This is a genomic window from Rhodococcus sp. 14-2483-1-1 (assembly GCF_002259335.1).
Lineage (GTDB): Bacteria > Actinomycetota > Actinomycetes > Mycobacteriales > Mycobacteriaceae > Rhodococcoides.
This window is the reverse complement of the sequence record NZ_NPFX01000003.1, coordinates 212,575-231,798: the sequence shown is the minus strand read 5'-3', so window position 1 is coordinate 231,798 and position 19,224 is coordinate 212,575. Positions and strand designations below refer to the sequence as shown.

21 protein-coding genes are annotated in these 19,224 nt (G+C 64.0%); 11 read left to right on the top strand and 10 right to left on the bottom strand.

Annotated features, from left to right (window positions below; all coding sequences use genetic code 11):
• Together sucD and CH294_RS02855 are read left to right on the top strand one after the other, a co-directional pair.
• Positions 1-912 carry a succinate--CoA ligase subunit alpha gene (gene sucD, locus CH294_RS02860; protein ID WP_032371251.1) on the top strand — a complete coding sequence of 304 codons (912 nt, stop codon included), beginning with the start codon at positions 1-3 and terminating at the stop codon, positions 910-912.
• 161 nt (positions 913-1,073) lie between these two features.
• Positions 1,074-1,415, top strand: coding sequence for a DUF2200 domain-containing protein (locus CH294_RS02855; RefSeq protein ID WP_094736937.1), 342 nt, complete (start codon positions 1,074-1,076; stop codon positions 1,413-1,415).
• Positions 1,416-1,422: 7 nt separating this feature from the next.
• Here the strand turns inward: CH294_RS02855 and CH294_RS27175 are convergent, their stop codons facing one another.
• The 3 genes from CH294_RS27175 to CH294_RS02840 form a co-directional block, all read right to left on the bottom strand.
• Positions 1,423-1,905, bottom strand: a complete 483-nt coding sequence (locus CH294_RS27175) for a hypothetical protein (RefSeq protein ID WP_141216437.1) — start codon at positions 1,903-1,905, stop codon at positions 1,423-1,425.
• Positions 1,906-2,317: 412 nt separating this feature from the next.
• Positions 2,318-3,328, bottom strand: coding sequence for a hypothetical protein (locus tag CH294_RS02845; protein ID WP_094736935.1), 1,011 nt, complete (start codon positions 3,326-3,328; stop codon positions 2,318-2,320).
• A 7-nt stretch (positions 3,329-3,335) separates the two neighbouring features.
• The gene (locus CH294_RS02840) at positions 3,336-3,854 is read right to left on the bottom strand and encodes a hypothetical protein (RefSeq protein WP_094736934.1); all 519 of its coding nucleotides are present in this window, start codon (positions 3,852-3,854) and stop codon (positions 3,336-3,338) included.
• 302 nt (positions 3,855-4,156) lie between these two features.
• On the opposite strand from CH294_RS02840, the gene CH294_RS02835 reads away from it, so the two are divergent.
• The 9 genes from CH294_RS02835 (at position 4,157) to CH294_RS02795 (ending at position 16,032) form a co-directional block, all read left to right on the top strand.
• On the top strand, positions 4,157-5,380 hold the full coding sequence (locus CH294_RS02835; protein ID WP_094736933.1) for an acyl-CoA dehydrogenase family protein: 1,224 nt from the start codon (positions 4,157-4,159) through the stop codon (positions 5,378-5,380).
• A 23-nt stretch (positions 5,381-5,403) separates the two neighbouring features.
• Positions 5,404-6,528: a dimethylsulfone monooxygenase SfnG gene (gene sfnG, locus CH294_RS02830; RefSeq protein ID WP_094616924.1), complete on the top strand. Its 1,125-nt coding sequence runs from the start codon at positions 5,404-5,406 to the stop codon at positions 6,526-6,528.
• A 95-nt stretch (positions 6,529-6,623) separates the two neighbouring features.
• On the top strand, positions 6,624-7,817 hold the full coding sequence (locus CH294_RS02825) for a DUF5336 domain-containing protein (protein ID WP_141215783.1): 1,194 nt from the start codon (positions 6,624-6,626) through the stop codon (positions 7,815-7,817).
• 71 nt (positions 7,818-7,888) lie between these two features.
• Positions 7,889-9,319, top strand: coding sequence for a DUF6350 family protein (locus CH294_RS02820; RefSeq protein ID WP_170944561.1), 1,431 nt, complete (start codon positions 7,889-7,891; stop codon positions 9,317-9,319).
• A 74-nt stretch (positions 9,320-9,393) separates the two neighbouring features.
• Positions 9,394-10,017, top strand: coding sequence for a phosphoribosylglycinamide formyltransferase (gene purN, locus CH294_RS02815; protein ID WP_349290422.1), 624 nt, complete (start codon positions 9,394-9,396; stop codon positions 10,015-10,017).
• A complete protein-coding gene (gene purH, locus CH294_RS02810; RefSeq protein WP_094608311.1) occupies positions 10,014-11,564 on the top strand; it encodes a bifunctional phosphoribosylaminoimidazolecarboxamide formyltransferase/IMP cyclohydrolase in 1,551 nt (516 codons plus the stop codon). The genes purN and purH overlap by 4 nt, the downstream gene beginning before the upstream one ends.
• Positions 11,565-11,714: 150 nt before the next feature.
• Positions 11,715-12,584: a hypothetical protein gene (locus CH294_RS02805; protein WP_094736930.1), complete on the top strand. Its 870-nt coding sequence runs from the start codon at positions 11,715-11,717 to the stop codon at positions 12,582-12,584.
• Positions 12,585-12,700: 116 nt separating this feature from the next.
• Positions 12,701-14,086: an ATP-binding protein gene (locus tag CH294_RS02800; RefSeq protein WP_094736929.1), complete on the top strand. Its 1,386-nt coding sequence runs from the start codon at positions 12,701-12,703 to the stop codon at positions 14,084-14,086.
• Positions 14,086-16,032, top strand: coding sequence for a VWA domain-containing protein (locus CH294_RS02795; protein ID WP_094736928.1), 1,947 nt, complete (start codon positions 14,086-14,088; stop codon positions 16,030-16,032). Before CH294_RS02800 ends, CH294_RS02795 begins: the two co-directional genes overlap by 1 nt.
• A 1-nt stretch (position 16,033) precedes the next feature.
• On the opposite strand, the gene CH294_RS02790 is transcribed toward CH294_RS02795, so the two are convergent.
• The 7 genes from CH294_RS02790 to rpmB all read right to left on the bottom strand — a co-directional run bounded on the left by CH294_RS02790 (position 16,034) and on the right by rpmB (position 19,132).
• Positions 16,034-16,606: a DUF1707 domain-containing protein gene (locus CH294_RS02790; RefSeq protein WP_094736927.1), complete on the bottom strand. Its 573-nt coding sequence runs from the start codon at positions 16,604-16,606 to the stop codon at positions 16,034-16,036.
• A gap of 25 nt (positions 16,607-16,631) precedes the next feature.
• Positions 16,632-17,096: a hypothetical protein gene (locus CH294_RS02785; RefSeq protein ID WP_037155123.1), complete on the bottom strand. Its 465-nt coding sequence runs from the start codon at positions 17,094-17,096 to the stop codon at positions 16,632-16,634.
• A 46-nt stretch (positions 17,097-17,142) separates the two neighbouring features.
• Complete coding sequence (locus tag CH294_RS02780; RefSeq protein WP_032404322.1) at positions 17,143-18,069, bottom strand: AEC family transporter; 927 nt, start codon at positions 18,067-18,069, stop codon at positions 17,143-17,145.
• Positions 18,070-18,151: 82 nt separating this feature from the next.
• Positions 18,152-18,406 carry a 30S ribosomal protein S18 gene (rpsR, locus tag CH294_RS02775; RefSeq protein WP_008719028.1) on the bottom strand — a complete coding sequence of 85 codons (255 nt, stop codon included), beginning with the start codon at positions 18,404-18,406 and terminating at the stop codon, positions 18,152-18,154.
• A 14-nt stretch (positions 18,407-18,420) separates the two neighbouring features.
• A complete protein-coding gene (rpsN, locus tag CH294_RS02770) occupies positions 18,421-18,726 on the bottom strand; it encodes a 30S ribosomal protein S14 (protein ID WP_094736926.1) in 306 nt (101 codons plus the stop codon).
• Between the two features lie 2 nt (positions 18,727-18,728).
• Complete coding sequence (gene rpmG / locus CH294_RS02765; RefSeq protein WP_170944568.1) at positions 18,729-18,899, bottom strand: 50S ribosomal protein L33; 171 nt, start codon at positions 18,897-18,899, stop codon at positions 18,729-18,731.
• The gene (rpmB, locus tag CH294_RS02760) at positions 18,896-19,132 is read right to left on the bottom strand and encodes a 50S ribosomal protein L28 (RefSeq protein WP_094608391.1); all 237 of its coding nucleotides are present in this window, start codon (positions 19,130-19,132) and stop codon (positions 18,896-18,898) included. The genes rpmG and rpmB overlap by 4 nt, the downstream gene beginning before the upstream one ends.
• Positions 19,133-19,224: the final 92 nt, after the last annotated feature.

Here is a 19,224-nt window from a genome sequence, read left to right as displayed (position 1 = left end):
ATGTCTATCTTTCTGAACAAGGACAACAAGGTCATCGTCCAGGGCATCACCGGCGGCGAAGGCACCAAGCACACCGCCCTGATGCTCAAGGCCGGCACCCAGGTCGTCGGTGGCGTCAACGCACGCAAGGCCGGAACCACGGTCAAGCACGTCGACGCTCAGGGCAACGACATCGAATTGCCGGTGTTCGCTTCGGTTTCCGAGGCCATGGAGAAGACCGGAGCCGACGTGTCCATCGCGTTCGTGCCGCCGGCATTCTCCAAGGACGCCATCGTCGAGGCCATCGACGCTGAGATCCCGCTGCTCGTCGTCATCACCGAGGGCATCCCCGTGCAGGACTCCGCGTACGCGTGGGCCTACAACGTGGAGAAGGGCAAGAAGACCCGCATCATCGGCCCGAACTGCCCCGGAATCATCACTCCCGGTGAGGCATTGGTCGGCATCACGCCCGCCAACATCTCGGGAACCGGCCCCATCGGCCTGGTCTCCAAGAGTGGCACCCTGACCTACCAGATGATGTTCGAGCTCCGCGACTTCGGATTCTCGACGGCCATCGGCATCGGCGGCGACCCGGTCATCGGAACCACCCACATCGACGCCATCGAGGCGTTCGAGGCGGACCCCGAGACCAAGATCATCGTCATGATCGGTGAGATCGGCGGCGACGCCGAAGAGCGTGCAGCCGATTACATCAAGGCCAACGTGACCAAGCCGGTCGTCGGCTACGTCGCAGGCTTCACCGCTCCCGAGGGCAAGACTATGGGCCACGCCGGCGCCATCGTCTCCGGCTCGCTGGGAACGGCGCAGGCGAAGAAGGACGCACTCGAGGCCGCAGGCGTCAAGGTCGGCAAGACGCCGTCCGAGACCGCTGCACTCGCGCGCGAAATCCTGGAATCGCTTTCTGTGAAGTAAGTTTCACATCGTAAGAAGCCCGCTACCGAATCCGGTGGCGGGCTTTTTCGTGTGCTCGCGCCGCGGTCCGTGCGCTTGAATGGACCACTGCATACGTCTGGGCGTGGCAATGTGACATTCACTCGGACCGGACGGCGCTCCAGTGGTCTAGATTGACCTGCGTGCACAACATCTTCACCACCGCCTTCGTGACGGTCCATCGGCTCTACATCAAGAAGGTGGAGCGAAAGGGTCGCACCGAAGCGGAGGTCGATGAGATCATCCGGTGGCTCACCGGATTCGATCAACAGACCCTCCAGCACCATCTCGACGCCGAAACCACGTTCGAGGACTTCTTCGCGGCGGCGAACCTCAACCCGAACGCGACGCTGATCACCGGAGTCGTCTGCGGCATCCGCGTCGAGAATGTCGAGGACCCGCTGATGAAGAAGATTCGACTACTGGACAAGTTGATCGACGAGTTGGCCAAGGGCAAGGCGATGGAGAAGATTCTGCGCAGCTGACCGTTGGTCAGAACATGGAATGGGTCAGTGTCGCGGAGTATTCGTCGGCGAGCAGATTGTCATTGGGGACCGTTATGTTGATCGTGGCCGTCCAACTGGTCACACAAGCGACGCCCCCACCGGTTTTCGCGTTGATGGGCGTGGCGGAGAGCGGCAGGTTGCTGACACCTGGTGATTTCTTCAAAGATAGAAGCGGAATGAGCGCGCAGTTGGTCTCGGGGGCGGAGTAAGACGCAACCGGCGTGACCGTTCTACCGGTGTTCTTTCCTCGGAACGGCGACAGGCTCACTGTAGAAGTCCAATCGCCGAGCACGTTGACGACGCTGAGGCCCATGTTTCCGGTCCACGGCACGCCAGGCGTGAGCGCACCTTGTCCTGCCTTGGGCGTCAGATCGCTGGTCGTTTCGATATTCAGCAGGCTAGCGGCGGCAGGTGCCGCGGCTGCGCGCGCTGCCGGAACAGGTGATGGGGCGGAGCCGGTCGCAGTCACTATCGGAACCGTAGGAACCGTCGCTGTCGTCGTGTCGGTTGTCGGTGACACGGCTGGCCCTGTTGTGGGCAGCTCGAAAGTCGGTACGACGCTAGATGTTTCGGTCGGTGTGCTGGACACAGTATCTGTCGTGGTCGTGGTCGTGGTCGTGGTCGGGGTTGTTGCGGGTGGTGCCGGAGCATCAGTGGTGGCGATCTGCACCGGAGGGGTCGTGGCGGTCGTGTCGGTGGTCGTGCATGCCGGTGGCGGAACCGTCGTGGTGGTCGGCACGGGACTTGTGGTTGTCGTAGGTGCGACGACGCAATTCTGTTCGGCTGCAGGAGGATCTGCCAATTGTTGCGCAGACGCCGCCGGATTGGCGGTGGCTACAAGAACCACCGCCAACCCGATAGCTAACGCGAGATGTCGCATCTCAACTGATCTTTCGTCGCCGCATCAGCACGACGACCGCAGCTGCGATCGCGACGACGACCAGCGCGGCGAGTCCCCAGATCCACACAGGAACACCGGAATCCGACGATGTTCCCGCCGCCGTGACCGAGCCCTGATCAGGGAACGTCAACTCGACGGCCGATGTCTTGCTCACCAATCCGCTCGTGATGGTGAGTGCTGCCTGCCACGGGCCCGCCGGGAGCGCAGGGTCGAGCGTGAAGGTAACGCTTCCCGATTGCCCTGGCGCGATAGATCCGCCCGAACCCTTGACCGGTGCAGTCGAAATCCCGCCGGGACCGCCCGACAGCTCCACGGTTCCGCTCGGGTCGAGGGCGCGCCCACCGGTGTTGGTGATGTTCGCGACGACCTGTGGGGCACCGTCGTCGCTGCGAGCAGCGGTGACCCCATCGACGGACAGATCGGCGGCCGGTCCGTTCCCGGCTCCGACCGAGAGATAAGTGCGAATACCGACGCGGCTGACGTTCTGAATTCCGGTTCCGGTTGGGGCACCGGCAGTTTGAGCCCATACGACGGCATACTGCTCGCCCTCGGGGGCGTCGGGTGGAACTGCGATGGTCACCACCGCTTCGGCCGCCGAATTCGGAGCCAGCGTGAGGTCTGTCGGCGTCACCGACATCCACGTCGTGAGCTCGTTGACGGCGCGGTCGTCACCTACCTCGAAGCCGGAGTCGCCGGCTCCGATCGATGCAGCAGCGGGGTACAGGGTGACCGGCTGCTGTTGATCGGTGCTGTTGCTGACCTCGATGCGCCTGGTGATGGTGGTACCGGGAGGCAGGTTGTCGATTATGTAGGCCAGCGCTCGCGGATCGTCCTGTAGCGATACGGGCGCTTCGAGCAGGCGAATACCCACGCTGCCCACCGGTGCCGATTCGGTTGGTTGTTGAGCGGCAGCCGGAGCCTGCGCGACGAACGCCGAAGCGAACATCAGCACGGTCAGGACTCCGGCCGCCAATCCCCGATGAAGTGACATGTACAGATCAGGCGACCGAATGCGTGACAACGCCCGTGTACGTACCGGCCACGACGTCACTGGGCAGTGCGACGGAAACTGTGCCGGTCCAGGTGGCGGTGTTCGCTCCGATGACCGCAGTCGCGGTTACGACCGTCTTGGTCGAGTCGATGGTCTGAGGAACCAGTACTCCGGCCACCGTCGAGACGCCCGTGCGCGCAGGCAGGAGCGGTGCCGAGTAGGTCACCGCGGTCGCTGGGATGGACGCGGGGTCCGGTGCGGGCTTGTCGAACGCGGTGCTGATCGCCGACGCAGTCCAGCCGTTGATTCCGAGCCGCTGGTCGGACACGACGACAGGGGTGATGCCTCCGCTCGCTGTATTGCCGGTGACGGTCAGCGCCTGGGATGTCGGGGCTGTGATGGTGAGTGCACCGCCCGCGACAACGAAGGTCACGTTGGTGGGGACGGCGTTGGAGACGGCCGGCGAGATGACGGCGACGGCGAGGGCACCGGCGGCAGCGGCGGTGGCGAAGAGTGACTTGCGCATGAGGGGCGTCCTAGGGGAGGGCGAGTGTTCGGACCCGCCGGTTTGTGGTTAGCACAACATTAATCGCCCCTGGTCATGGTGCGTTACAAATTTGGACTAACTGTCACGAAGACCTTTTTGGTGTCGAATAACGGACCGAACGACGGTCTTGTTCGAGGGTCGCATTTCCCGCTCTGTCGGCTCGGAAGCCCGCGATATCCATCTCGAGGTGGCAACCAGGCTGAGGAAACGGGCAATGTTTCTCAGAATCACGCTGAGTTGAAGTGTGGTCACTTGCTCGGAGCGAGACTTCACTGTGCGTCATGACAACCACAGAAAACCGTGCTCTCACCAAGAATTGGCCCGACGGTCCCACCACCGCTGCCGGGTGGATTTCTCGCGCCGGTGAGGTAGCGCAGCTTCTCGCCGTCGACGCGGTCGCCCGCGACAAGGGACGTGAGGCTCCCACCGCCGAAGTTCAGTTACTCAAGGACTCCGGTCTCGTCACGCTGCTGGGCCCCGTCGAACATGGCGGTGCAGGGCAGGATTGGCCGACGGCGTACCAGGTGATCCGTACCGTCGCCGCCGCCGACGGATCCATCGGTCAGCTGCTGGGCTATCACCTGTTGTGGTTCTGGGCCGCCCGACTCGTCGGCACACCCGAGCAGATCGAGGCCGTCGAAGCCGACGCAACGAAGAACAAGTGGTTCTTCGGCGGTGCCGTCAATCCTCGGGACAACGACGTTGCCGTCACCGACGAGGGTGACACCATCGTGTTCGACGGTTCCAAGACCTTCTCCACCGGCAGCCGTGTCTCGGACGTGACCGTGCTCGAAGGTGCGCTCGAGGGCAGTACCGATCACGTGTTCGCGATCGTGCCGTCCAACATCGAGGGCCTGTCCTTCCACGACGACTGGGACAACATCGGCCAGCGCCAGACCGAGAGCGGCAGCGTGACCATCGACAAGGTTCGCGTCGACTGGGCCAGCGCAGCAGGATTCGTGGACAAGGCTTTTCAGCCTCGCGTCTACAACACGCTCAACGTCCCGACCATCCAACTGGTGTTCGTCAACTTCTACCTCGGAATCGCGAGGGGTGCTCTCGAGGAGGCGGCGTCGTACACCAAGGACAAGACGCGTGCGTGGCTGCACAGCACGGTGGACAAGGCGGTCGACGAGCCGTACATCATCGACATCTACGGCGACCTGACCGCCAAGCTGTGGGCCGTCGAAGCCCTTGCCGACGCAGTAGCGTTGGAAGGCAAAAAGATTCACGACAATGCCTGGAACGTCACCGCCGAGGAGCGCGGTGATCACGAGGTACGGGTGGCCGCGGTCAAGGCTCGCGCCACCGAGGTGTCGCTCGAGATCACGTCGACGGTGTTCGAGGCCCTCGGTGCGCGTGCGACGGCCAGCAAGTACGGCTTCGACCGCTTCTGGCGCAACGTGCGTACCCACACTCTGCACGATCCGGTCGCGTACAAGCGGCGCGAGGTAGGGCGCTGGGTTCTCACCGGCGAGCTGCCCGAGCCCACCTGGTATTCGTAGAACATGTTCGGAGGAGAAGAACTGTGAGCACCGAAAAAATCGCCGACGCAATCAAATTCGCGTACTGGGTACCCAATGTCTCGGGTGGTCTGGTCACCAGCACCATCGAGCAACGCACCAGCTGGGATTACGAGTACAACAAGAAGCTGGCGCAGACCGCCGAGAACAACGGCTTCGAGTACGCGCTGAGTCAGGTGCGTTACGAGGCCAGCTACGGGGCGGAGTTCCAGCACGAATCCACCAGCTTCTCGCTCGCACTCCTGCTGGCCACCGAGAGGCTCAAAGTCATTGCGGCGGTGCATCCGGGGCTATGGCAGCCGGCCGTTCTGGCCAAGCTGGGCGCTACCGCGGATCACCTGTCCAACGGCCGCTTCGCGGTGAACGTCGTCAGTGGTTGGTTCAAGGACGAGTTCACCCACCTGGGTGAACCGTGGCTCGAGCACGACGAAAGATACCGTCGCAGCGCCGAATTCCTGCAGGTACTGCGCAAGATCTGGACCGAGGACGACGTCGACTTCCGGGGCGACTTCTATCGTATCCACGATTTCACCCTCAAGCCGAAACCGCTCAACACCCCGGAGCGGCCCAATCCCGAGCTGTTCCAGGGCGGGAATTCTTCTGCGGCGCAGGAGAATGCCGGTCGGTACTCGGATTGGTACTTCAGCAACGGCAAGGATTTCGACGGCGTCACCGAGCAACTCGACAATCTTCGACGCATCGCGCGTGATCATCAGCGCGAGGTCAAGTTCGGCCTCAATGGCTTCATCATTGCCCGCGACACCGAGAAGGAAGCGCGAGACACGCTGCGCGAGATCATCGAGAAGGCGAACAAGCCCGCCGTCGAAGGCTTCAAGGGAGCGGTGCAGCAGGCCGGGAATTCGACGGGTGACAAGAAGGGTATGTGGGCCGACTCGTCGTTCGAGGATCTCGTCCAGTACAACGACGGCTTCAAGACCCAGTTGATCGGGACGCCGGAGCAAGTGGCCGAGCGGATCGTTGCCTACCGACGCCGCGGCGTCGACCTGATTCTCGGTGGCTTCCTGCACTTCCAGGAGGAGATCGAGTACTTCGGAGCCAAGGTGCTTCCGCTGGTTCGGGAACTCGAGGCCGCCGAAGCCGACGACCAGGAGCTCGTCGGGGCCCGTTGACCTGGAGTGCCTGGATCGGTCGGGTCCGTGCAGTAGCGTGAGTCGAAAGGACCCGACCGACCCTGGGTACGTAACTATCAGGATGAGGAGACGCGATGACCTACTCGCCCGGCGGCCCTGAATCAGGGGGCAGCTCCAACTCTGGTGGCTACGGCGGAGGCGGACCGTCCTACGGTCAGTCCTCCTCGCCGAATCAGCCTCCGTCACCTGCGCAGGGCCACGGTCAGGGTCAGCCGTTCCATCAACCGTCGGTATCCAATCCTTTCGGGCCTCCGGTGCCGGGCACCTCGGCACCCGGCGCGCCCGGGACGTCAGCGCCCGGATCCCCTGCACCCGAACGTAAGTCGCCCGGATCGGGATTGACGAACCTGCCGAGGATTCTCACGTTCGTGGTGCTCGGGCTCGGCATCGTGAACTTCCTGCTCGGTTTGCTCGATCTCGTCACTGCCGAAGTCAGCTCGGCGCAGGAACTGCCGAGCAGCATCCAGACGTCGTTCAGCACCACGTTCTTCGCTTCCGGTGGCAGCGCGGTGTCGGTGGCGCTGCTGCTGGCCGCCGGCCTGATCGCCGGTGCGTCGCTGCTGCAGAAGGATGCCAAGAACCAGGCCGTGGTTGCCGCCTTGGCGATCACCGGATTCCTGGTGCTGGTCTTCCAGTCGTTCAGTCTGCCGAGCGCCGAGGGCAACGAGTTCGCCAGCACCACCAGTTCGCTCGGTATCGGCGCAATCCTGGTGCTGGTCCTCGGCTTCGTACAAGCTGCGGCCGCTGTGGTGGCATTGCTGTTCGACGCGGGCATCGTCAAGGCACCTGCCCCCAAGCCCGCAGGCTACGGCAGTCAGAATCAGCAGGCCGGATACGGACAGCAGAACCCGTACAACGCGCCCACGACATCGTTCGGTGGGCCGTCGCAGCCCCAGAACTACAGCAATCCGCCGTCGTACGGACAGGCTCCGGGAGCTCCGTCGAACTACGGTCAGGCTCCGAGCGGACAGTCGTCGGGTCAGCATTCGTACAACCCGGGTGGGCAGCCGTCGTACGGCGGTCAATCTGCGCCCAACACGTCGCCGCAGGGTGGCTACTCACCGCCGCCCTACACCGGTCCGAGTACCCCCGCCGCGGGGCAGGCGTACCCACCGAATCAGTATCAGTACGGTCAGCCGTCGGGCTACGGCCAGCCCCCGGTGAAGCCCGAGGAGCCCACATCGGGCGATCAGTCGACGCCCTACGGCGCGCCCACGCAGTCGTTCGGTGCCACGCCCGCCGTGGACGACGAGAAGAAGCACGACTGATTCAGGCATCACATCCCACTTCGCGGCGCGCCTGACCGGCGTGCCGCGAAGTTGATGCGACTCTCGTTGCGATGAGCGATCTATTGAGTCGAGACACTCGACGCGCGGCTGCGAGGACTGCCCGGGTCGGCACCGGGCCTACCCCGGACCAGTCGCGCATGCTCGCCGCCGTGGCGTTCAAGACCTCCGGGCTGGTCGTGGTGATCGCCACCACCCTCGTTCTGGTCACTCTCGTCTCGGTGAACAGCGATCTCACCGGAACTCTCGGAGCTATTGCCGGCACGTGGTTCGCCGTGCATCTGGTTCCCCTGACCATCGGCGGGACGTCCCTCGGCGTCGCACCGCTACTGCCCACCCTGATCATCGGCTGGTCCGTCGCTCGTACCGTCCACCGCGCGGTGGATCCGGACACCGAACGCCGCATGGTTCGGTGGGTGTTCGCCGCCTCGTTGGCCGGTCCGCTCGCCGTCACCGCGATCGCCTTGGCTGTTGCCGGGGACGCGTCCACCGTCATCGGCCTGTCGAGCCCCAATGCTCTCGCGGCCTTCTCCTGGGTAGCCGGCGTTCACGCGGCCGCGTCCGGAACCGGGTTGATCCTTGCGCGCTGGGATTCCCTTGTGCTCCGCCGCGGTGTCCCGGAATGGGTTCGTGCCCTCGTCGCACCGCTCGTGCGCGCACTGTCGATCCTCGTCGCAGGTGGCGCGGCCGTGGTGCTGCTCGCTCTGCTCGCCTCCTGGGAAACCGCCGGTGCACTGGTCGAAAGTGGGCGCGACTTCGTCGGCATGCTCGGCCTGACCGCTCTGTCGGTGCTCTACCTCCCCAACGTCCTGATCGGCGCGCTCGCCGTGGCGACCGGGTCCACAGCTGGTTTCGGCGACGCATCGGTGAGTCTCTTCGCGACGACGGGTGGCCCGCTTCCGCCGTTGCCGATCCTGGCCGTCCTTCCAGAAGGCCCTGCGCAGACGATCTGGGTCGTTATGCTCGCCGTCCCGATCGGCGCGGGGCTGCTGCTCGGCCGTGACTGCGCCATCCGCAGCGCCGACATCCAGGTCGCTGTGTCCTCGGTGTGGGTGGTGGCAGCTGCAGCCGGAGTACTCGCAGCCCTGTTCGGATACGCCGCAGGTGGAAGCCTCGGCACCTTCGGAACCGTCGAGGTCACCGTCTGGAGCTTTGGACTGTTGACATTTGCCTGGCTGGCCGTCGCGGGCACGATATCCGCGGCCATCGTCGTGTGGCGTCGAGCAGAACCCGAACCCGAACACGACGAACCGGCCTCGGCTGTGGTGCCCGCCGCCGAGGTGGCGATCGAAGCGGCTCCCGCCTCCGAGCCGAAGGACGGTTTGGACGTCGAAGAAGTCGTCGAGGCGGAGGTCGTGGACGAACTTCCGGCCGAGCCTGCCCAGGAACCGGTCGCCGAGCCGGCGGTCGATGCCGATACCGACGAGCCGCTGGACGCCGAGATCGTCGCCCCGCCCGGGGACACGGACGGACCTGCCCGGTAGTCGGTGTGTGGGGCGCAGCGACTAGGCTTTCTGCTGGCTCGAACGTTCCCCCTCGATACCTCAGGAGTAGTGCGCTGACTGCCTTGCGTGAGACACCCGCGCGGGTCGTCGTCCTCGCGTCGGGGACCGGCTCGCTGCTGCAGTCGATCATCGCGGCGACAGCGTCCGAGAACTATCCCGCGCGCATCGTCGCCGTCGGAGTCGATCGCGACTGCGATGCTGCCCGCCGTGCGGACGAGGCCGGGATACCGCACTTTCGGATCGGGCTGCGGGACTATGCCGAGCGTGCCGAGTGGGATGGTGCGCTCACCGATGCCGTCCTGGGTCACGAGCCGGATCTGGTGGTCACCGCCGGCTTCATGAAAATCCTCGGCGAGCGATTTCTCGACGCTTTTGCCGGACGCATCGTCAACACTCACCCCGCGCTCCTGCCGTCGTTTCCGGGTGCGCACGCCGTTCGGGATGCACTCGATCACGGCGTCAAACTGACCGGTTCGACGGTTCATCTGGTCGATTCCGGCGTCGATACCGGGCCGATCCTGGCGCAGGAAGCCGTTCCGGTTCTCGACGACGACGACGAAGCCGCGTTGCACGAACGCATCAAGACTGTCGAGCGACGGTTGCTGGTCGACGTGATCGCAGCCGTGGCCACCACAGGTGTCACCTCCGATGGACGAAAGGCTCAGATAATCCGATGAGTGAACGTAAAGCAGTGCGCCGCGCACTGGTCAGCGTCTACGACAAGACCGGACTGATCGAACTGGCGACGGGCTTGCACGGCGCAGGCGTCGCTCTGGTGTCCACCGGATCGACGGCGAGCAAGATCGCCGACGCCGGAATCCCGGTGACGAAGGTCGAGGACCTCACCGGATTCCCCGAGACCCTCGAGGGACGCGTCAAGACGCTGCATCCCCGGGTACACGCCGGAGTGCTCGCCGATACCCGTAAGCCAGAGCATCTTTCGCAGCTGGAAGAGCTGGGCATCGAGGCATTCGAGCTCGTTGTGGTGAACCTGTATCCGTTCACCGAGACCGTCGCCAGTGGTGCGACGCCCGACGAATGTGTCGAGCAGATCGACATCGGCGGACCCTCGATGGTGCGCGCCGCGGCCAAGAATCACCCGTCGGTTGCCGTCGTTGTCGACCCCAACCGTTACGAGGACGTCCTGACTGCCGTCGCAGGTGGCGGATTCACCCTCGCCGAGCGGACTTCGCTTGCAGCGCAGGCATTTCAGCACACCGCTGCCTACGACGTCGCGGTGGCGTCGTGGATGAGCAACGTGCTGGTCGAGTCCGAGTCCTCGTTTCCCGAATGGATCGGCGGAACCTGGGACCGCGCGGCCGTTCTTCGCTACGGCGAGAACCCGCACCAAGCTGCCGCGCTGTACGTCGACCCTGCGGGCTCCGGCATCGCGCAGGCGGAGCAGCTGCACGGTAAAGAGATGTCGTACAACAACTTCACCGATTCCGACGCGGCGTGGCGGGCGGCCTTCGATCATGCCGAACCCACCGTCGCGATCATCAAGCACGCCAACCCGTGCGGTATCGCCGTCGGCAAGGACATCGCCGAGGCGCACCGCAAGGCGCACGCCTGCGACCCGGTGAGTGCCTACGGCGGTGTCATCGCAGCCAACCGTGAGATCACCGTCGAGATGGCCGAGCAGGTGGCCGAGATCTTCACCGAGGTCATCATCGCGCCGGCGTACGCCGATGGTGCCCTCGGAGTGTTGCAGCGCAAGAAGAACATTCGCGTTCTGTTGGCCGAGGCGCCGCCCACGTCCGGCGTCGAGCTCAAGCCGATTTCCGGCGGCACGTTGCTGCAGCAGCGCGACGTACTCGATGCAGACGGCGACAATCCGGCCAACTGGACTCTCGCGGCCGGCGAACCTGCCGACGAGCAGACGTTGAAGGATCTCGAATTCGCTTGGCGTGCAGGAAGAGCCGTCAAGTCCAACGCGATTCTTCTGGCTCACGACGGTGCGTCGGTGGGCGTAGGAATGGGCCAGGTCAACCGCGTCGACGCCGCCCACCTCGCTGTGCAGCGGGCAGGGGATCGCGCCGCCGGTTCGGTCGCGTCCTCCGATGCCTTCTTCCCGTTCCCCGACGGCCTGCAGGTTCTGATGAGCGCAGGCGTCAAAGCTGTTGTACAGCCCGGTGGTTCGGTTCGCGACAACGAAGTGATCGCTGCCGCACAGGACGCAGGCGTGACGCTGTACCTGACGGGTTCGCGGCACTTCGCTCACTGAGCGACCCCGCCGAGCTCGCAGTTATGCAGGCCTTTACCTCATTTTCGGCCGCATAACTGCGAATTCGGCGATCTGTGGATGGATAGAAAGTTATCCACAGATGGCTGAGCAGGCCTTTTTCGGGGTGTCGAGCCTGCCAAGGTTGAAGCCATGGGGATTCAGTTCGGGCCGTTTCGGGGTTCGCAGGCGATACGCTCGGGCGCTCTCAGCAGGTACGAGCTGAGCCGCAACTACGTGAGGGTCTTCCGCGACACGTATGTCTGCGACGGGACCACTATCGATGCGCGAACGATGGCCTTCGCCGCATCGATCTGCGTCGGCCACGGTGCCGTCATTGCAGGTATTTCTGCAGCAGCGGTTCATGGCGCGAAATGGATCGATTCGACTCTGCCTCCGAGTGTGCTTGCAGCAGGTCGTTCCCATCAGCTGCCCGGGCTTCGAATCCACCACGACGGGTTCGATACGGACGATGTGACGATCACCCAAGGGTTCGCGGTGTCCATTCCCGTGCGCACTGGATTCGATATCGGGCGTTGGGTGCCGCCGCCGCTATCTGTGGTCTTTCTCGACTCACTACTTGCCGCAACCGGGGTCGACGGGGAAGCCATACGTGCGTATGCGCTGCAGCGACCGGGCACCCGAGGAATCCGGCGCTTGTTCGGAGCACTCGATGTCGTCGACTGCGGTGCCGAATCGCCACAGGAGACGCGCACACGGCTCCTGCTGGTCGAGGCGGGGTTGCCGAAACCCGAGACACAAATCGAAATTCGTGACAGTTCGGGCAGGTTCGTGGCACGCATCGATCTGGGGTGGCGTCGTTGGTGGGTAGGGGTGGAGTACGAAGGCGTGCACCATTGGCTCGATGAGCGTCAGCGGACTCGCGACATCGAGCGGTTCGAGGATCTCGACCGAGCCGAGTGGCAGATCGTGCGCGTCAACTCCGAGCAGATGCGGCTCCGATCGCACGACGTGGTTGCCCGGGTGAGGGCAAAGCTCCGGGCTGTGGGTGCCCCGGTGTAGCGAGGTCGCACTTATGCGGGCGAATTGTCCAGTTCAAGTAGCGTAAGTGCGAACTCGGCGGCAGCGCTCTTCCGCTCTCGATGGCAGCAATTGCCAAACGCTCGTAGCGTGGAGAAGTGACCTCTACCAAACCTGGCATCTCCACTCTCGGCGAACTCAAGGCATCCGGACATCGGCAGCGGTCGATCAAGGAAGAGTTGCGAGAGAATCTTCTGAAGGCATTGCGCGACGGCGAAGATCCGTGGCCGGGGATCGTGGGATTCGGCTCGACGGTGTTGCCGCAGTTCGAGCGTGCGATTCTGGCCGGTCATGACGTGGTACTGCTCGGCGAGCGTGGTCAGGGCAAGACGCGCCTGTTGCGCACCCTGAATCTGCTGCTCGACGAGTGGGTGCCGGTGATCGCCGGAGCCGAACTCGGTGAGCATCCCTACGAACCGATCACGCCGGCCAGTATTCGCAAAGCCGGAGAACTCGGCGACGACCTTCCCATCGATTGGCGGCACCGCAGCGAGCGATACGCGGAGAAGCTCGCCACTCCGGATACGTCGGTGGCCGACCTCGTCGGTGACGTCGATCCAGTCAAGGTGGCCGAGGGTCGCAGCCTCGGCGATCCGGAGACCATTCACTTCGGGCTCGTTCCGCGCAGCCATCGCGGCATCGTGGCAATCAACGAGCTTCCGGACCTCGCCGAGCGCATCCAGGTCTCGCTGCTCAACGTCATGGAGGAGCGCGACATTCAGGTTCGTGGCTACACCCTGCGTTTGCCACTCGACGTCATGCTGGTGGCGAGCGCGAACCCGGAGGACTACACCAATCGCGGACGCATCATCACCCCGCTCAAGGACCGCTTCGGTGCCGAGATCAGGACGCACTACCCCCTGGAACTGGACGATGAAGTAGCCGTCATCGAGCAGGAAGCGGATCTTCAGGCCGCCGTCCCGACCTACCTCCTCGAGGTGCTCGCTCGCTTCACTCGACTGCTGCGGGAGTCGCCGTCGGTGGACCAGCGCTCCGGCGTCTCCGCTCGATTTGCGATCGCAGCTGCCGAAACCATCGCTGCCGCAGCCGTTCACCGGGCCGCGATACTCGGCGAGGCCGAGCCCGTGGCCCGGCCGGTCGATCTCGGCACCATCATCGAGGTGCTGCGCGGCAAGGTCGAGTTCGAGTCGGGTGAGGAAGGACGCGAAATCGAGGTACTCGAGCACATGCTGCGCCGCGCGACCGCCGATACCGTCCGGGCACATCTCGGCGGTATCAACCTCGCAGCGCTGGTGACGGCAGTCGAGACCGGCGAGCCGATCGTCACCGGCGACCGGATCACCGCCAAAGCTCTGCTCGACGAGCTACCCGACGTCGAGGTCATCGGCGATATCCACGAGCGGCTGAACGCGACCTCGGACGGCGAGAAGGCAGCCGCGGTGGAACTCGCACTCGAAGGTCTCTACCTCGCACGTCGGATCTCCAAGGATCCCGACGACGACGGTCAGACGGTGTACAGCTGATGCGTCGCTCCAGATACGGGCGGTATCACGACGGGCCGGATCCCCTTGCGCCACCAGTGGATCTGCGCGAGGCGCTCGACGCCATCGGCGAGGATGTACTCGAGGGGGCGTCGCCGCGTCGGGCATTGCAGGAGATGCTGCGGCGTGGGACGAAGAACATGCGTGGGCTCGACGACCTGGCCGCTCAGGCGGCCAAGCGTCGGCGAGACCTGTTGAAGAAGAACAACCTCGACGGAACTCTGGAAGAAGTACGAGAGCTGCTGGACAAGGCGGTGCTCGAGGAGCGCAAGGCGTTGGCGCGTGCGCTCGACGACGACGCTCGGTTCCAGGAGATGCAGATCGGCGACCTCTCACCGTCCACTGCCCAAGCAGTGCAGGAGCTTTCGGACTACGACTGGCGCTCGTCGGAGGGTCGCGAGAACTACGAGAAGATCAAGGACCTGCTCGGACGCGAAATGCTCGATCAGCGTTTCGCGGGCATGAAGCAGGCCCTCGAAGGTGCCACCGACGAGGACCGTCAGGCCATCAGCGAGATGCTGAAGGACCTCAACGAATTGCTCGACGCCCACAACAAGGGTGAGGACACCGACGAGCAGTTCGACCAGTTCATGAACAAGCACGGTCAGCACTTCCCGGAGAACCCGAAGAACGTCGACGAGTTGTTGGATTCGCTCGCACAGCGGGCCGCGGCGGCGCAGCGGCTGCGTAACTCGTTGACTCCCGAGCAGCGGGCCGAGTTGGATGCATTGGCACAGCAGGCTTTCGGTGACTCGAACCTGCTGAACCAGCTCGATCAACTCGATCAGAACCTGCAGCAGGCCAGGCCCGGTGAGGACTGGGACGGCTCGCAGAACTTCCGCGGCGAGAACGGAATGGGTCTGGGCGACGGCACCGGTGCACTCCAGGACATCGCAGATCTCGAGAACCTGGGAAACCAGCTCTCGCAGCAGTACAACGGTGCCGCACTCGACGACATCGACGCGGACGCTCTGCTGAAGCAACTCGGGCCCGAGGCGGCGGCCGATGCGCGGATGCTCTCGGAGCTCGAAAAGGCGCTGCAGCAGCAGGGTTTCATGGACAAGGGTGCCGACGGCCAATGGCGACTGTCACCCAAGGCCATGCGTCAGCTGGGGCAGTCCGCGCTGAAGGATGTCGCGGGAAAACTGTCTCGACGTGGCGGCGAGCGGGACACTCGCAAGGCGGGTGCGATGGGCGAGCCCACGGGAGCGTCGCGGGCGTGGGAGTTCGGCGATACCGAACCGTGGGACGTGACGCGCACGGTCAACAATGCGGTACTGCGTTCAGCGGCAACAGGATCGAGCTTTCCGGTGCAGCTGCAGGTGACCGATGTGGAGATCAGCGAGACCGAGACCAGAACGCAGGCCGCGGTTGCATTGCTGGTCGATACGTCGTTCTCGATGGTGATGGACGGCCGCTGGGTGCCGATGAAGCGCACTGCACTGGCTCTCAATCATCTGGTCAGCACTCGATTCCGCGGAGACGATCTGCAGCTGATCGGATTCGGCAGGCACGCACAGACATTGACGGCGTCGGAGCTGGCGGGGTTGGACGGTGCCTACGATCAGGGCACGAATCTGCACCACGCACTGATGCTGGCAGTGCGTCATCTGCGGCGTCATCCCAATGCGCAGCCGGTGGTGTTGATCGTCACCGACGGTGAGCCGACTGCGCATCTCGAGCCGGACGGTCATGCGTATTTCGACTACCCGCCGTCGTCGAAGACTCTGGGCCTGACCGTGCGGGAGCTCGATGCCGTCGCGAAACTCGGTGCGCAGGTGACGATCTTCCGGCTCGGCGACGATCCCGGCCTGGCCAGGGTCGTCGACAAGATGGCCGAGCGGGTGGGTGGACGAGTCATCGCGCCGGATCTGGACGGGCTGGGTGCTGCGGTGGTGAGCGACTACCTCAAGCGTCGGCGGTCCTAGCTCACTTGTCGGGAGCCTTGATGTCGACGCTGACGCCGCCCCAGAACGCAAAGCCGGTGACGATGACGCGCGGTGCACCGGGGTGGGCCGCGCTGACGTGCTCGAAACCGCCCATGATGCCCATGCCACGTACTTCCACGCTCACCCCGGGCGGCACGATGACCTCGATGCCGCCCATGATGGCCACACAGTTGATGGTGGTGTCCGGTGCGGAGAACGAGGCCCGTCGTAGGTCGAGTTCGATTCCGCCCCAAAAGGCGACGGCGTCGATCCGCGAGGCGGCTGTCCACTCACCCTTGCGCACGGCACCACTCATGATGGCGATCACGCGGTCGTTCGAGGAACCACCCGACGGTGCAGACGCGGGAGGCGGAGACAGTGCCAGGTCGCCGGTCAGCAGATCGAGTTCGCCGTAGGTTTTGGCCTGGTACACCGCGGCAGTGCGCTCGTCGTACTCGCTCACTGTGAGCTGGCCGTTCGCGAAAGCATCACTGAGCAACTGTGCGACAAGGTTCCTGTCGGCGTCGGCCGCGCGTACCTGGCTTCGATCTCGGTCGGGGAGTTGATCGCTCACCGCTCGGACCCTACCTGCGTAGCGGTCAGGCCGCATTCAAGATTGTGCGGCTACCGAGAGGCGATGCCAACGTCATCTGCATGGTGGCGTAGACGGCAACCATGATGCAGGACTTGTCGGCGGCGTCGGGTCTGGTGCCGGTACGCAGCTCGACGGTGACCGTCGAGTCGGTCTCGGTCACCGTGGCGTCGGCCCCGTAGCACTCCGGAGTTCCGGTCACGAAGTGCACGGCGATGGTGTTGGGGGAAACCTGGCTCCACGACTCGAACGGAGTGGTGGTGGCTCGGATCAGATCAGGAGTCGGCTCGAACATGGTGCCGACGTCGCCGACGGGAACCTCGTGTGGAACCGGAGGGGCGCTCGGCTGCTGGATGTGGCCGACGGGAGTGGTGGAACCGACCGTGGGCGTTGTGTCCTCGTCGCCACCGGAGACCGTACTGCAGCCCGCCAGCAGCAGGCACAACATGACACCTGCAGCGAGAAACCTCATGCTTCCAAACTAGCGCCGTGAGCTGAGGAGAACCTTTGTGTTCGGCTCACGCGAGGAACACCGTCACGAGTGCGATGACGGGTATCGAGACGAGCGTGGTCACGAACGCAGTGTCACGGGCGAGTACCACTCCGCGCTGGTAGCGGCTGGCGAATACGAACACGTTCTGTGCGGTGGGCAGTGCCGAAACGACGACGATGGCGAACAGGTCGTGACCGTCCAGACCGAAGACGAACCGGGCCATCAGGTATCCGAGCAGTGGCTGCAGCGCCATTTTGAACACCGTCGCCAGGGCGACGTCCCGCCGCGGACTGATGCCCTTCTGCAGCACGCGGGCACCGTAGAGGGACAGACCGAAGGCTAGCAAGGCACCGGGTACGGAGGCATTTCCGACCAGTTGGAACGGCTGCATCAATGCCTCGGGCAGCTCGAATCCCGTGATCGACAGAACGAGTCCCGCGGCTCCGGCCAGCACGATCGGGTTTCGGAACGGCGTTGTGACGGTCTTGAACAGCGAGACCTCGTCGATCTTGGTGGAGATGTCGAGGATGGTCACGGCGATCGGGGTGTAGATCATGATCTGGAAGAGCAGCAGGGGAGCGACGAAGTTGGCGTCGCCCAGTACGAACACGGCGATCGGGATGCCCAGGTTGGCGGCGTTGACGTACGAACTCGCCAGCGCACCTACGGTCGCGTCGGGCACGGCCCGTTTCAGCGCGAGCTTCGCTATGACGAAATAGATTGCTCCGACGAGCAGTGCCGTGGAGCCGGCGACGGCCAACACGGGCGAGAGGATGACCGACAGGTCCGAGTTCGCCAGTGTGACGAACAGCAGTGACGGTGTCGCGACGAAGAACACGAGTCGACTGAGGACGAATTGGCCGTGCTCGCCGAGCACTTTCAGGTGGGCGAGCAGGTAACCCAGTGCGATGACGACGAAGATGACGGTGAAGCCCTCGAGAACGCCGGACATCGTCGAAGTGCTCATCTCTTGCTAGGGAACGACAGAAAGGCCACGTAGCCGGATGGCTACGTGGCCTTTCTCGAAAGCTGATTCAGCGGCTGGTGAACGGCAGCAATGCCATTTCACGAGCGTTCTTCACTGCGACAGCGACCTGGCGCTGCTGCTGCGGGGTGAGCCCGGTGACCCGACGGCTGCGGATCTTGCCGCGGTCGGAAATGAACTGACGAAGAAGGTTGATGTCCTTGTAGTCCACCGTGGTGACCTTGGCGGCGTTCAACGGGTTCTTCTTCGGTCGACGACCCGCCTCTGCGCGGACCTTCTTCGACGGTGCTCTCTTGACTGCCATCTCTACCTTTTCCCTTACCAGCTCGACTTGTGGACGCCTGGCAGCTCCCCACGGTGTGCCATCTCGCGCATTTTCACGCGGGACAGCCCGAATTTCCGAAGGTAACCGCGCGGACGTCCATCCGCAGCGTCACGATTGCGCAATCGTACCGGACTCGAATCGCGTGGCAGACGCTGCAGTGCTGCTAGGGCCTGCACGCGCTCGGAATCGCTGCTCGAGGGCTTGCGAATGGTCTCCTTGAGCTCTGCGCGACGCGTTGCCCAGCGGGCGACGATGACCTTGCGCTGCTCGTTCTTCTCAATCTTCGACTTCTTTGCCACGGCTAACGCTCTTCCCGAAAATCGACGTGCTTGCGGACGACCGGGTCGTACTTCTTCATCACCAATCGGTCGGGGTCGTTGCGACGGTTCTTGCGAGTGACGTAGGTGTAGCCGGTACCGGCAGTCGATTTGAGTTTGACGATCGGCCGGACGTCGGTGCTCTTGCCCATCAGACCTTCTCCCCGCGTGCGCGGATCTTGGCGACCACGGCGTCGATGCCATCGCGGTCGATGGTCTTGATCCCCTTGGCCGAGAGCGTGAGGGTGACGCGACGGCCGAGGCTCGGCGCGTAGTACGTCTTGCGCTGGATATTGGGGTCCCACCTGCGGCTGGTGCGCACGTGGGAGTGCGAGACCGACTTTCCGAATCCCGGGGTGCGGCCGGTGACTTGGCAGTGCGCTGACATGAGCACTCCTTTTCTTGCCGTTATGACAATCGTTTTCGACAAAGCGTGTTCTCGAATGTAGCGTGCATCCACAGGTAATGACAATCGTTGTC

Bases quoted from the DNA above. Each gene is read 5' to 3' on its own strand.
- sucD (WP_032371251.1), top strand. From the start codon at position 1: ATGTCTATCTTTCTGAACAAGGACAACAAGGTCATCGTCCAGGGCATC.
- CH294_RS02845 (WP_094736935.1), bottom strand. From the start codon at position 3,328: ATGTCACTTCATCGGGGATTGGCGGCCGGAGTCCTGACCGTGCTGATG.
- CH294_RS02840 (WP_094736934.1), bottom strand. From the start codon at position 3,854: ATGCGCAAGTCACTCTTCGCCACCGCCGCTGCCGCCGGTGCCCTCGCC.
- CH294_RS02835 (WP_094736933.1), top strand. From the start codon at position 4,157: ATGACAACCACAGAAAACCGTGCTCTCACCAAGAATTGGCCCGACGGT.
- CH294_RS02825 (WP_141215783.1), top strand. From the start codon at position 6,624: ATGACCTACTCGCCCGGCGGCCCTGAATCAGGGGGCAGCTCCAACTCT.
- CH294_RS02820 (WP_170944561.1), top strand. From the start codon at position 7,889: ATGAGCGATCTATTGAGTCGAGACACTCGACGCGCGGCTGCGAGGACT.
- purH (WP_094608311.1), top strand. From the start codon at position 10,014: ATGAGTGAACGTAAAGCAGTGCGCCGCGCACTGGTCAGCGTCTACGAC.
- CH294_RS02805 (WP_094736930.1), top strand. From the start codon at position 11,715: ATGGGGATTCAGTTCGGGCCGTTTCGGGGTTCGCAGGCGATACGCTCG.
- CH294_RS02795 (WP_094736928.1), top strand. From the start codon at position 14,086: ATGCGTCGCTCCAGATACGGGCGGTATCACGACGGGCCGGATCCCCTT.
- CH294_RS02785 (WP_037155123.1), bottom strand. From the start codon at position 17,096: ATGAGGTTTCTCGCTGCAGGTGTCATGTTGTGCCTGCTGCTGGCGGGC.
- CH294_RS02780 (WP_032404322.1), bottom strand. From the start codon at position 18,069: ATGTCCGGCGTTCTCGAGGGCTTCACCGTCATCTTCGTCGTCATCGCA.
- rpsR (WP_008719028.1), bottom strand. From the start codon at position 18,406: ATGGCAGTCAAGAGAGCACCGTCGAAGAAGGTCCGCGCAGAGGCGGGT.
- rpmB (WP_094608391.1), bottom strand. From the start codon at position 19,132: ATGTCAGCGCACTGCCAAGTCACCGGCCGCACCCCGGGATTCGGAAAG.